The sequence below is a fragment of the Burkholderia sp. RF4-BP95 genome (assembly GCF_001521985.1).
Classification (GTDB): Bacteria; Pseudomonadota; Gammaproteobacteria; order Burkholderiales; family Burkholderiaceae; genus Burkholderia; species Burkholderia diffusa.
In genome coordinates, this window is record NZ_LOSX01000056.1 from 192,673 (window position 1) to 205,378 (window position 12,706).

The 12,706-nt window shown below is 68.0% G+C and carries 12 protein-coding genes; 5 read left to right on the forward strand and 7 right to left on the reverse strand.

Translation table 11 applies throughout. The annotated features are described in order from the left end of the window. Positions 1 to 10 precede the first annotated feature (10 nt). Positions 11 to 787: a hypothetical protein gene (locus WS46_RS35535; RefSeq protein ID WP_156443164.1), complete on the forward strand. Its 777-nt coding sequence runs from the start codon at positions 11 to 13 to the stop codon at positions 785 to 787. Between the two features lie 145 nt (positions 788 to 932). Here WS46_RS35535 and WS46_RS20475 read toward each other — a convergent pair whose 3' ends face one another. The 3 genes from WS46_RS20475 to WS46_RS20485 all read right to left on the reverse strand — a co-directional run bounded on the left by WS46_RS20475 (position 933) and on the right by WS46_RS20485 (position 4,945). Then, positions 933 to 2,330: an enolase C-terminal domain-like protein gene (locus WS46_RS20475; RefSeq protein WP_059691553.1), complete on the reverse strand. Its 1,398-nt coding sequence runs from the start codon at positions 2,328 to 2,330 to the stop codon at positions 933 to 935. Between the two features lie 62 nt (positions 2,331 to 2,392). Beyond that, positions 2,393 to 3,733, reverse strand: coding sequence for an MFS transporter (locus WS46_RS20480; RefSeq protein ID WP_059691554.1), 1,341 nt, complete (start codon positions 3,731 to 3,733; stop codon positions 2,393 to 2,395). A 237-nt stretch (positions 3,734 to 3,970) separates the two neighbouring features. Continuing rightward, entirely contained in the window at positions 3,971 to 4,945 is a 975-nt protein-coding gene (locus WS46_RS20485) for a LysR substrate-binding domain-containing protein (RefSeq protein WP_059691555.1), read from the reverse strand. Between the two features lie 38 nt (positions 4,946 to 4,983). On the opposite strand from WS46_RS20485, the gene WS46_RS20490 reads away from it, so the two are divergent. The 3 genes from WS46_RS20490 (at position 4,984) to WS46_RS20500 (ending at position 7,822) form a co-directional block, all read left to right on the forward strand. Continuing rightward, positions 4,984 to 5,715: a glutathione S-transferase family protein gene (locus WS46_RS20490; protein ID WP_059691556.1), complete on the forward strand. Its 732-nt coding sequence runs from the start codon at positions 4,984 to 4,986 to the stop codon at positions 5,713 to 5,715. Between the two features lie 126 nt (positions 5,716 to 5,841). Further along, on the forward strand, positions 5,842 to 6,468 hold the full coding sequence (locus tag WS46_RS20495) for a DUF2239 family protein (protein ID WP_059691557.1): 627 nt from the start codon (positions 5,842 to 5,844) through the stop codon (positions 6,466 to 6,468). 16 nt (positions 6,469 to 6,484) lie between these two features. Beyond that, the gene (locus WS46_RS20500; RefSeq protein WP_059691579.1) at positions 6,485 to 7,822 is read left to right on the forward strand and encodes a carotenoid oxygenase family protein; all 1,338 of its coding nucleotides are present in this window, start codon (positions 6,485 to 6,487) and stop codon (positions 7,820 to 7,822) included. Positions 7,823 to 7,835: 13 nt separating this feature from the next. Here the strand turns inward: WS46_RS20500 and WS46_RS20505 are convergent, their stop codons facing one another. Genes WS46_RS20505 through WS46_RS20520 form a run of 4 tightly spaced genes read right to left on the reverse strand, consistent with a single transcriptional unit; the run spans position 7,836 to position 12,094 of the window. After that, positions 7,836 to 9,002: an ABC transporter permease gene (locus WS46_RS20505; protein WP_059533414.1), complete on the reverse strand. Its 1,167-nt coding sequence runs from the start codon at positions 9,000 to 9,002 to the stop codon at positions 7,836 to 7,838. 4 nt (positions 9,003 to 9,006) lie between these two features. Next, a complete protein-coding gene (locus WS46_RS20510) occupies positions 9,007 to 10,161 on the reverse strand; it encodes an ABC transporter permease (RefSeq protein WP_059533413.1) in 1,155 nt (384 codons plus the stop codon). 18 nt (positions 10,162 to 10,179) lie between these two features. Then, positions 10,180 to 10,878 carry an ABC transporter ATP-binding protein gene (locus WS46_RS20515; protein WP_059691580.1) on the reverse strand — a complete coding sequence of 233 codons (699 nt, stop codon included), beginning with the start codon at positions 10,876 to 10,878 and terminating at the stop codon, positions 10,180 to 10,182. Between the two features lie 10 nt (positions 10,879 to 10,888). After that, positions 10,889 to 12,094 (reverse strand): efflux RND transporter periplasmic adaptor subunit, encoded by a 1,206-nt coding sequence (locus WS46_RS20520; protein WP_059691558.1) that lies wholly within the window; start codon positions 12,092 to 12,094, stop codon positions 10,889 to 10,891. A gap of 367 nt (positions 12,095 to 12,461) precedes the next feature. Between WS46_RS20520 and WS46_RS20525 the strand changes: the two genes are divergently transcribed. Next, on the forward strand, positions 12,462 to 12,695 hold the full coding sequence (locus tag WS46_RS20525) for a hypothetical protein (RefSeq protein WP_040126461.1): 234 nt from the start codon (positions 12,462 to 12,464) through the stop codon (positions 12,693 to 12,695). Positions 12,696 to 12,706: the final 11 nt, after the last annotated feature.

Genomic DNA, 12,706 nt, shown 5'->3' on the forward strand with positions numbered 1-12,706 from the left:
TGGAGTAAACATGAATCTTGATTTGATTATGAATTTTTTGGAAAAAGGCCACAGCATCCTTGTGTGGGGTGCTGCGGTCGGTGTCCCTATTATGGGTTACTTGAAATGGCGCGACGGGAACCAACGCTTCTCGCAGGGGCGCACGAAGCGCCTATTTGATTTGATGAAGAAAAAAAGGGACTGGCGCGCAATTCCATCTGGTGCCCTCCAGCTTGCGGTCAAAGATGCATTTGGAATCAATTTGAGTGGTGATGAGATTCGATTTGTATTTGAAAGGGATAATGCTATTGAAATGTTTCGCACAATCGGGCGGGCCGGGCGATTCGTTAAATTCAATCCAATCGAATCCAACTATAAAGACAATCGTCCTGCTGCATGGCGAAAATATACATTCAAGCGGACCTTTCAGACTCTTTTATTATCTTCAATTATCTTCTACTTCATTACAACTTTCGCGCTACCTCAATTAAAAATTTTCAATTCGGTAGTCACGGGAATATTGATTCTTGTCAGTGCAATCATCACATTTATTTTGATGTACGTATCAATGGCAGCGGAGTCGGCGGGACATCTGCTGAATGTCGATGAATCGTATCCACTTCCCGCATATGGTCACGTTCCGGAAGCACAATTGCCGGCTGCGACCAAAACCAGAAAGCCTCGTACTAAAAAATCGGCTGAAGCCGACGAAACGCCCAAAACCGCAACAGTCGGGCAGATTGCTCATTCCGATGCTTCGTCGCGTACTATCCGTATCGAGCGAGAGTTACTGTCCAACAGTCAGTAGGCAGGCGAAATCTGCTTAGACAATGGATCTTATTCGCAATGCGAAGGTCGGGAGTTCGATCCTCCTCCGCTCCACCAACGGAATCCGAAGGGCTCGGTCGCCAGACCGAGCCCTTTTTGTTTTTCGTGTGTCCGCTCCGCCGCCGTCATCCGCGCCCGAAACTCGGCCGCTTCGGATCGTACGTCCACCCCGGCACCAGATACCGCATCGCCATCGCATCGTCGCGCGCCGTGCCGCCGATTTGCCCGTACAGCGCATGAGCCGCCTCGACCTGCGCCATGTCGAGTTCGATCCCGAGCCCAGGGCGCTCGGGCACGGCCACCTGGCCGCCGACGATCTCGAGCGGCTCGCGCGTGAGCCGCGCGTCGCCTTCCTGCCAGATCCAGTGCGTGTCGATCGCGGTGATCGTGCCCGGCGCCGCCGCGGCCGCGTGCGTGAACATCGCCAGCGACACGTCGAAGTGGTTGTTCGAGTGCGAACCCCACGTGAGCCCCCAGTCGCGGCACAGCTGCGCGAGCCGCACCGAACCCTGCATCGTCCAGAAGTGCGGATCGGCGAGCGGAATGTCGACCGCCTGCAGCCGCACCGCGTGATCCATCTGCCGCCAGTCCGTCGCGATCATGTTGGTCGCGGTCGGGATGCCGGTCGCGCGGCGGAATTCGGCCATCACCTCGCGGCCCGAGTAGCCGGCTTCCGGCCCGCACGGGTCCTCCGCATATGCGAGCAGATGACCTTGCCCGCGGCATAGCGCGACGGCTTCGTCGAGCGACCACGCGCCGTTCGGGTCGAGCGTCGCGCGCGCGTCGGGAAAGCGCGCCTTGATCGCCGCGATCGCTTCCATCTCGTCCGCGCCGGCCATCACGCCGCCCTTCAGCTTGAAATCGACGAAGCCGTAGCGCTCGACGGCGGCCTCGGCCTGCTGGGCGATCGCAGCCGGCGTGAGCGCGGCTTCGTTGCGCAGCCGGAACCACGGGTCGGCCGCGTGCGTCTCGTCGCGATACGGCAGGTCGGTGCGGCGCCGTTCGCCGATGTAGAACAGGTACGCGAGCATCGGCACCGCGTCGCGCTGCTGGCCTTCGCCGAGCAGCGCCGCGACGGGCACGTCGAGATGCTGGCCGAGCAGGTCCAGCAGCGCGGCCTCGATCGCGGTGATCACGTTGTCGAACCGCAGGTTGATCTCGTGCGGCTGGCGCAGCACGGCGGCCTCGCCGGCCGACGTCACCTCGTGCCGGATCGTGCGTCCTGCCGCCGCGCCGGTGCCGGACAACGCCGCGCGCACCGCATTGAGCGTCGCCTGGTAACGCCCGATCGACTGGCCGACCACGAGATCGGTCATCCGTTCGAGCGCCTGGCGGATGCCTTCGCCGCCGGGCACTTCGCCGACGCCCGTGTGGCCGCTGCTGTCGTCGAGGATCACGAGGTTGCGCGTGAAATACGGCGCGTGCGCGCCGCACAGGTTCAGCAGCATGCTGTCGCGGCCGGCGACGGGGATCACCTGCATGCGCGTGACGCGCGGGGTGCAGGCACGGCGGGATTCGGACATCGGTTCGCTCCTGGTTCCGGTCATGCGCGGGCCGCCGGACGCGCCGGCGCGGCCCGCGCCGTTCAGTTCAGCTCGACGCGACGAATTTCGCCGACGACGAACAGGTAGCAGATCACGGCGACGAGCGCGTGCGCGACGACGTACACCAGCGCGCCGTTGAACGAGCCGCTGCGGTCGACGATGTAGCCGATCGCGATCGGCGTCGTGATGCTGGAAAGATTGCCGCACGTGTTGAGCAGCGCGCCGCTCAGGCCGGCGATCTGGCGCGGCGCGGTATCGGCGTTGACGGCCCAGCCGAGCGCGCCGAGCCCCTTGCCGAAGAACGACAGCGCCATGAACAGCACGACGAGCACGTGCGAATCGGTGTAGTTGCAGACGATCATCGACATCGACAGCAGCATGCCGATCACGATCGGCACCTTGCGCGCGACCGACAGCGACTGGCCCTGCTTGAGCAGCGCGTCGGACACGATGCCGCCGAGAATCCCGCCGAGGAACCCGCACACGGCCGGGATCGACGCGACGAGCCCCGCGTTGAGGATCGACATCCCGCGCGCCTGCACGAGATAGACGGGAAACCACGTGATGAAGAAGTAGGTGAGGGCGTTGATGCAATACTGCGCGACGTACACGCCGACGAGCATCCGGTTCCTCAGCAGCGCCTTCACGTGACGCATCGACGGGCCGCCGTCGCGCGCGCCGGTCGCCTGGTCGATGTTGACGAGCGCGCCGCCTTCGGTGAGGTAGTCGAGCTCCGCGCCGTTGATGCGCGGGTGCGCCTTCGGGTCGTACATCGTGCGGTTCCAGACCAGCACGAACGCGAAGCCGAGCACGCCCATCACCGCGAAGACCGACTGCCAGCCGTACGCGTGCACGAGCCAGCCCATCAGCGGCGCGAACACGACGGTCGCCGCGTACTGAGCGGCGTTGAAGATCGCCGACGCGGTGCCGCGCTCCGCGGCCGGAAACCACGTGGACACGATCCGGCTGTTGGCCGGGAACGACGGCGCCTCGGCCGCGCCGACCAGGAAGCGCAATCCGAACAGCAGCGCGAACGCGGCCGCGCCGCCGACGAAGCCGATGCCGCCCTGAAGCAGCGTGAACAGCGACCAGAAGAAGATGCTGAACGCATAGACGATGCGCGACCCGAAGCGGTCGAGCAGCCAGCCGCCCGGCAGTTGCGCGATCACGTACGACCAGCCGAACGCCGAGAAGATGAAGCCCATCTGCACATGGCTCAGATGCATCGCGCGGGCCAGCGCCGGGCCCGCGATCGCGATCGCCGCGCGATCCGCGTAGTTGATCGTCGTGACCGCGAACAGCACGGTCAGCACGAGCCAGCGCACGCGCGTGCGCCGGGCCGTTGCCGACGCGGACGCCGGCAATGCGTGAAGCGGATTCATGACTGTCTCCTCCGAAGGGCGGAAGGTGCCGTCGAGCGGCTGCGCGTCGGTGCGCGCGTTTTTTCGTGGTCATCTTGCCGGCCGGAGGCCGGACGCCGATGCCCGGAGGCGGGCGTCCGGGTCATTCTGGCATGGCGAAAATCGCGCTTTCATGCCAATTGCTGACTTGATCGATTCAGGAATTGGATCGATTGGAGACGGACGCGAATTGTGGGCGCGCTTCGCCGGAAGGTCCGTTCACGCGTGCGCGTCGTCCGGGGCGGCGCCGTGGTGGGCCGCGACGTGTTTCGCGAGAAACTCGACCGCGGCGCGCACGCCGGGCAACTGGCCGCGCCGGTGCGGCATCAGCAGTGTGGTCGTGACGGTGCCGGCCCGCCAGCCGGGCAGCACGCGCACGAGCGCGCCCGACGCGAGCGCGGCGCCCGCGATCCAGTCGGGCAGGCATGCGACCCCGAGGCCGGCCGTCGCGGCCTGCAGCAGCAGCGTCGACTCGTCCGCCTGCATCCGGATGCGCGGCGCGACGTCGACGGTGTCGCCGGCGCGCTGCAACCGCCATGGCTGAGGACCGGGATGAAGCCCGTCGTGCCGGGCGAGGTCGGCCGGCGCGTCCGGCGTGCCGGCACGCGCGAGATATGCCGGCGACGCAACGGCGACGATCGGCGACGTGGCCAGCGGCCGTTGCACGAGTGCGGAATCGGGGAGCGGTGCGAAATGGCTGCGGACCGCGATGTCGAAGCCTTCCTGCGCGATGTCGACGAGCCGGTCGCTCGCATGAATCTGCAGCAGCAGCTTCGGGTGCGCGATCGCCAGTGCCGGCAGGCACGGCGCGAGGATGTGCTGCGCCACCGGCACCGAACTCGTGATCCGCACGACGCCGGCCGGTTCGGCCGCCTGCCGCAGCACGGCGTCGCGCGCGCTTTCGGCCTCGATCACCGCCGCGCGCGCATGCTCGAAGAATTCGGCGCCGACCGGCGTCAGCCGGAAGCTGCGCGACGTGCGATGCACGAGCCGCGCGCCGAGCGTGCGCTCGAGCTCGGCCACACGCTTGCTGACCGTCGATTTCGGCAGGTCGAGCCGACGTGCGGCCGCCGACATGCTGCCCGCGTCGACCGCCTGTACGAAGAGGTAGAGATCGTTGAGATTCACTGTCAGCGTCCACCAGGAGAAACGACGGGTTTCGATTCTAGCGGCTACTGCGCGATCGTTCGTCATGGGAGCATGATTGCTCGATCAACTTCTGCGAAATCCCCATGTCTCCGATCCTTCTCTACGGCATTCCCGCCGGCTGCTCGTTCGGCTCGATCGTCGCGCTCGAATGGGCTGGCCGGCCTTACCGGCTGTCGCGCATCACGATGCCGGGCCTCGTGACGAGCGACGCCTTCCTCGCGCTGAACCCCGCCGCCGAGACGCCGGCGTTCGTGACCGCGAACGGCGACGTGCTGACCGAAAGCGTCGCGATCCTCGGCCATGTCGGCGCACAGGCACTCGACAGCGGCCTCGCGTTCCGCCAGGGCAGCGCGGATTTCGACCGTCTGAACCGCATGCTTGCGTGGTTGAACACGACGTTCTTCAGCGCGTTCGGCGCGCTCTGGTACGTGTACGAACACGGCGCCGAAGGCGCCGAGAAAACCGTGCTGCAGGCATATGGTCGCGGCAAGGTGCTGAAGGCACACCGTCACCTCGAGGCACTGCTCGAGCGCCGTGACGGTCCGTGGCTGCTCGGCGCGCAACGCACGCTGGCCGACGCGTATTTCGCGGGAATCGCCCGCTGGGCGGACTATCACGCCGTGTTCGAGCAGGACGCGTTTCCGCGTGTCGCCGCGCTGCGCGCACGGCTTGCCGATGACGCCGGCGTGCAGTTCGCTCACGCGATCGAGGAAAACCGGCCACTACCGGCGTCGTCGGCGTTCGAGGGGCATGTGTCGCTCGACGATGCGCTCGCCAGCGCGCGCGTGACCGCGATGTCGGCCGCGACGCCCTGAAGACGGGACAGCGCGCTCACTCGACGCGCGCACGGCGTCGACAAATTTTACCCGGGTGATATTGACATTCAATTTATACCCGGATAAAAATAGCATCATTCCGATTTCTGCCCACGGGCGACCACGATGACGCTCTCCACACTTCTCCCTTCCTACACGGCGTTCGACGGCCACCGGCGCGTCGCGTCGGGCCCGCTCGCGACGGTGGCGGTGGCGGTCCGGCAGGCGGCCGGCGACGCGATGTCCGGCACGATCGTGATCTTCGACGACGCGACCGGCCGCTCGATCGACCTCGACCTGCGCGGCACGGCGGACGATATTCGCGCGCGTTACGCGCCCGCGCCGGGCGAGGCGCCCGCGCCCGCCGGCGAGCCGGCCGGCGCGGCCGAACAACGCGGCCGTGGCCGTCCGAAGCTCGGTGTCGTCTCGCGCGAGGTCACGTTGCTGCCGCGTCACTGGGACTGGCTCGCCGCGCAGCCGGGCGGCGCGTCCGTCGCGCTGCGCAAGCTGGTCGAGGACGCGCGGCGCACGCACGCGGCGGCCGACCGGCGCCGCGACGCGCAGGCGCGCGCGTACCACTTCATGTCCGCGATCGCGGGCGACCTGCCCGGATTCGAGGAGGCCGCGCGTGCGCTGTATGCGAACGACCTCGCGCGGATGGCCGAGCTGATCGCCGGCTGGCCCGACGACGTGCGCGGCCATGCGCTCGCGCTGGCGCGCGGCGATCTGCCGCCGTCGACCGAAGACTGCTGACGGAGCACACGACGCGATGACGACGTTCGATCTGAACCGCGGCGCGATCGCGCCGGTCGCCGATGAAGTCGACCTCGTCGACCTGCGCGTGACCGGCACGATCCCGCCCGAACTCGACGGCACGCTGCTGCGCAACGGCCCGAATCCGCCGGGCGGCCGTTTCGAGGGCAACGACGTGCTGTCGTGGTGGCCGGAAGCGGCGATGCTGCACGCGATCGCATTCGAACGCGGTCGCGCGGCCGGCTACCGGAACCGCTGGGCGCGCACGCGCCGCTGGGCCGACGTGCACGCGCCGGAGCAGGCGCCGCACCTGCCCGACACGAATCCGAACGTGAACGTGCTGCAGCACGCCGGCGAATTGCTCGCGCTGGCGGAAGGCGGCGCGCCGCTCGCGATCACGGCCGAGCTCGACACGCTCGGTGCGCCTGCGCGGCACGCGGCGTTCGGCGGCGCGATGACCGCGCATCCGAAGGTCGATCCGGTGACGGGCGAACTGATCCTGTTTCGCGCGGACTGGCGCGCGCCGTGGCTGCGCTATGGCGTTGCCGACGCGCAGGGCGTGCAGCGCGTCGACCTCGCCGTCGACGTGCGAGCGCCGTCGATGATGCACGACCTCGCGATCACCGAAACCCGCAGCCTGCTGCTCGACCTGAACGTCGGCTACGACTTCGCGATGCTGAAGCAGGGGCACCGGATGCCGCTGCGCTGGCACGACGACCGCGACGCGCGGATCGGCGTGATGCCGCGCCACGGCGGCGACGTGCGCTGGTTCGGCATCGAGCCGTGCTTCATCCAACACGTCGTGAACGCGTACGACTGCGATGCGTCGTGCATCGTGCTCGATGCGGTGCGCTATCCGTGGTTCCTGCGGCTCGACGCGCGCACGGGCCGCTTCGCCGACAACCCGGTCGGCGAGCTGTGGCGTTACGTGATCGATACGGCGAACGGGCTGATCGACGAGGGGCCGCTCGCCGACGGCGGTATCGAGCTGCCGCGCATCAACGAAAGCCGCACGGGGCGCCGCTACCGTTATCTGTATGCGGCCGAGCAGCCGAACAACACCGAAATGCGCGGCGTGATGCGCTTCGACCACGTGCGCGGCACGACGACGCGTTACGCGGTGCCGGCCGGCGACCAGAACGGCGAGCCGGTGTTCGTGCCGCGCCCGGGCGGCGCCGACGAGGACGACGGCTGGCTGCTGGTGGTGGTCTACCGCGCGGCGACGGATACGAGCGACGTCGTGATCCTCGATGCGCGTGCGATCGACGCGGCGCCGGTCGCGACGGTGCACCTGCCGCGCCGCGTGCCGGCCGGGTTCCACGGCGCGTGGGTGCCGCGCGAGCGGCGGGCGTGAGCGGCCGCGCGCGTCACTGCGCGCGCAACGCGTCGACGATGTTCAGCCGCGCGGCGCGCATCGCCGGCAGGAACCCGCCCACGAGCCCCATCACCAGCGAGAACAGCAGTGTCTTCACGACGATCGCGGGCGTCAGCACGAAGCGGAACGACAGGTCGGAGAAGGTCTGGAAGTTGGTCGTCGAGAACGACGCGAACTCCATCAGCGATGCGCACGCGAGCCCCGCGACGCCGCCGACGAAGCCGAGCAGCAGCGCCTCCAGCAGGAACGCGGCGAGCACGTTCATGCGCTTGAAGCCGAGCGCGCGCAGCGTGCCGATCTCGGCGGTGCGGTTCGCGACCGACGCATACATCGTGATCATCGCGCCGATCATCGCGGCGATCGAGAAGATCGTCGACAGCGTGATGCCGAGGATGTTGATGAAGGTCGACAGCGCCTTCGACTGGTCGCCGTAAAACGTCTGCTCGCGTTTCGCTTCATCCGTCAGACGCGGGTCGACGTCGATGTCGGCCTTGAAGCGCGCGAAGCCGTCGGCGCTCGGGATGCGCAGCACCATCGACGAATAGCTGGTGCGCCGGAACGACTGCATCAGCTGGTCGACGTCGCCCCAGATCTCCGAATCGAAGCCGCTGCCGCCCGCGTCGAAGATGCCGACGACGGTCCAGTCGCGCTGCGCGAAATGCAGGCTGTCGCCGAGCTGCGTGCCGCTGAAGCCTTTGGCGATCGCGCTGCCGACGACGATCTCCGACGAGCCCGGCGCGAACGCGCGGCCGGCCACGAGCTTCACGCGCGGGCGCAGCGCGAGGCCGGCCGGCGACACGCCGCGGATCACGACGTTCGACGGTTTGCCGCTCGACGTCTTCACGAGCGAGATCAGCACGACGGCTTCCTTCGACACCCGCGGCCGGCCATCGGGGCCGAGCGCCACGGCCGGATGCATCTCGAGCGCGTTGGCCTGCTGGTGGTCGATCGCGCTCTGGATCTCGGTTTCCGCGCCCTTGCGGATCACCACGACGTTGTCCGGTTCGCCGGTCGACACGAGCGTCTGCGTGAGCCCCGCGTCGAGCATCTGCACCGTCGCGAACACGAAGATCACGAGCGCCATCCCGCCCGCGGTGAGCGCGGTGGTGAGCCGGCGGGTCCACAGGTTGCGCGCGATGTAGGTCAGCGGAATCGCCATGCGCTCATCCGATCGCCCGCAGGCCTTCGACCACGCGCACGCGCGCCGCCTGCCACGCCGGCACGAGCGCGGCCGCGAGGCCGACCGCGACCGAGCACGCAGCCTGCAGCACCATCGTTTCGGCCGACACCTTGAATACCGGGAAGATGCCGCCCGCGGCCTGCTTGAAGAGGCTCGCGGCCGGCGGTGTCGCGAGCATCGCGAGCCCGCCGCCGACCACCGCGATCACGACCGATTCGCCGAACACGATCAACGCGAGGAAGCCGGGGCCGAAGCCGAGCGCCTTCAGCGTCGCGTATTCGGCGGTGCGTTCGCGCGCGCTCATCGCCATCGCGTTCGCCATCACGGCCATGATGATCAGGATCACCACGTACGACACGACGCGGATCGCCGCGATGATCTGGTTCGACATCGCGACGAAGCCGAGCTGGAACGCCTGTTCGGTCTCGGTCAGCGTTTCGGCGAGCGAGTTCTTGAACACTGCGTCGACGTTGCGCGCGATCGCGGCGCCGTCGTCCGGGTTCGCGACGCCGAGCACGAACACGCCGACCTGGTCGGCCTGCTTCGGCGTGCGCTTGCGCACCGTCTCGTTCAGGTAGTCCCAGTGAAACACCAGCTGGCGCGTGATCGTCGAGTCGTCGCGGCCGTCGAGAATGCCGCGCACGACGAAGTCCCACGTGCCCGGATAGATCGTGCCTTTCAGCGGAATCACGTCGCCGACCTTGAAGCCGAACTGCGTCGCGAGCTGGCGCCCGACGAGGCAGCCGCGGCGGTCGCGGTCGTAGTCGGCGCGCTGCTGCGCGGGGAGGATGAATTCCGGATACAGGTCGAGGTAGTTTTCCGACACCGCGAAGCTCGCGAAGAAGTTCTTCGGGTCGCGGTAGATGCCGCCGAACCAGTTCGAGCGGACCACGGCGGTCACGCCGTCGACGCCGCGGATCCGGTTCTCGTAGCTGACCGGCAGCGGAAACACGAGCGAGATCGCATTGCGCGTGACGAGCCGGCCGCTGGACGCGGCAGCCGCGCCCGCGTACCACGCGTCGACGACGGTGTGCAGCAGTCCGAACGCCAGCACCGCGATGGTCAGCCCGAGCACGGTCAGCAGCGTGCGCAGCCGGTGCCGCAGCGCATTGCGCGCGATCAGCTTCAGCACGTACATCGTGCGCGCTCCCGTCCGTCAGACGGCGTGCCCATCGATCAGCTCCCCTTTTTCGAGATGCACGAGCGAGCGCGCGGCGGCGGCCGCGTGCGCGTCGTGGGTCACCATGATGATCGTCTTGCCGAGCTCGGCGTTCATCCGCTGCAGCATCGCGAGCACGTCGCTGGCCGATGCGCGGTCGAGGTCGCCGGTCGGCTCGTCGGCGACGATCAGCACGGGATCGGTGATCAACGCGCGCGCGATCGCGACGCGCTGCTGCTGGCCGCCCGACAGCTCGGACGGATAATGGGTCGCCCGGTCGCCGAGGTGCACCATGTCGAGCACCAGCTCGACGCGCTCGCGCCGTTCGCGGCGCGACAGGTGCGTGAGCATCAGCGGCAGCTCGACATTCTCGAACGCGGTGAGCACGGGCATCAGGTTGTAGAACTGGAAGATGAAGCCGACGTTCGCCGCGCGCCATTCGGCCAGTTGCGCTTCCTCGAGCCGCGAGATGTCGAGGCCGCCCACGCGCAGCTCGCCGCTGTCGGGCCGGTCGATGCCGGCGACGAGATTGAGCAGCGTGCTCTTGCCGGAACCCGACGGCCCCATCAGCGCGACGAAGTCGCCTTCGCCGATGTCGAGCGTGATATCCGTCAGCACCGGCACGATCTGGTTGCCGCGCCGGTACGACTTCGCGACGTGGCTGATCTCGACGAGCGGCGGCGCGGCGTCGTTCACGCGCGCCACGCTACTTCTTGGCGACGGTCACTTTCGCGCCGTCCTTCAGCTTCGCGCCCGGCGCGAGCACGACCGTGTCGCCGGGCTTCACGCCGCGGATCGCGACGAGTTCGCCGATCCGCGCGCCCTTGGTCACCGCCGCCGCATGCACGGTGTCGTCCTTCACGACGAACACGACCGGCCGGCCGTCGCGCTCGACCACCGCGCTCGCCTGCACGGCCGTCACCGGCTGCCGGTCCTGCGGCGACGCGGGCTTCGACAGGAACGCGATCTTCGCGCTCATGTCGGGCAGCACGCGCTCGTCGCGGTCGACGAAACGCACCTTCACGAGCACCGTCGCCTTCGAGCGGTCGACGGTCGGCACGATGCGCGACACGCGGCCCGCGAAGCGCATGTCGGGTAGCGCGTCGAGCTGGATCTCGCACGGCTGCTCCGCGCGGATCTTCGCGATGTTCGATTCGGCGACGTCGGCCTCGACCTCGAGCGTGTCCATGTCGGCGATCGTCACGACCGCGCCCTTGCTGTCCGACGCGGACGAGAACGGCGTGATGTTGTCGCCGACGTTCGCGTGTTTTGCCAGCACGATACCGTCGAACGGCGCGCGGATCACGGTCTGATCGACCGCGACCTGCGCGGCCTGCGCATTGGCTTCGGCGGACGCGATCGCGGCCTCGTCGCTGTTGACCGACGCGCGCGCCTTGTTCACGCGGGCCGTGTCGATGTCGAGCTGCGCGGCCGGCACCGCGCCCTTCGGCGCGAGCGCGGCGGTGCGGCGCAGCGCGATCTGCGCGTCCTTCAGCTCCGCCTGAGCGACGCCGAGATTGGCGCGGGAGACTTGCGCCTGCGCGCGGGCCTGCGCCAGCGACGCCTGCACGTCGCGGCTTTCGAGCCGCGCGATGATCTCGTCCTTCTTCACGCGCGTGCCTTCGAGCACGCCGAGCCATTCGACGCGCCCCTGGCCCTTCGACGCGACCGCGGCCTTGCGCTGCGGCACGACGTAGCCGGTCGCGTTGAGCTGGGTGTCGTTCTGGTACGGGTAGGCGGATGTGACGGCGGTCGTGTCGACCGTCGGGCGGCCGGTGAGCGCCAGCGCGACGACGATCGCGACGATGACGAGCGCGGCGGCGACCGCATAGCGGACCCACCGGCGCCGGCGTGGCGCGGTCGCGACAGGACGCCGGTCGATTTTCAGTTTGTCCAGATTGTGATCGGGCAATTTGGGCGCCTCGCGACGGCGGCGGTCTCGCGACCGGCCGCGTCCGGTTGGGACGGAAGGAGGCCAGTATAGCGTCGCGGCGGCGGGCGCGAGAGGCGGTTTGTCGGACGATTGATGCACGTGCCGCGGCGCGTCGCGCGGGCCCGAAACCGGCGCCTACGGGGAAACCCGAAGGATGCAAGCCGCATGTCAACTCGTCGCGCGGGCGACGCGTTATGGAGCCAGTGCATCAGAATTCGTCGAGGCGGAAAGGCAGGCGCCGACCCGCCCGGCGGCGACCGGCAGCCCGGCGCGACTGATGTTCCGATGCGGATGCCTCGCATCTCTTACCGGTACGTTTGACTTTTTCTCCGCTAAAGGAAGAACAATGAAGAAGACGCTCGCTTCGATCATGACCGCAGCATTCGCTCTCGCATCGGTTTCGGCATTCGCACAGGCGTCGGCGCCGGCAGCCGACACGTCGGCCGCGGCATCGGCACCGGCCAAGAAGGATCACAGCAAGCCGAAGCACCAACTGAAGCGGCACGGCTCGGCCAAGGGCAAGGCGAAGGCCGCAGCCGCTTCGGCCGCCGGCACGAACGACGCAGGCGCGCAGAACTAAGCACGCTTCGC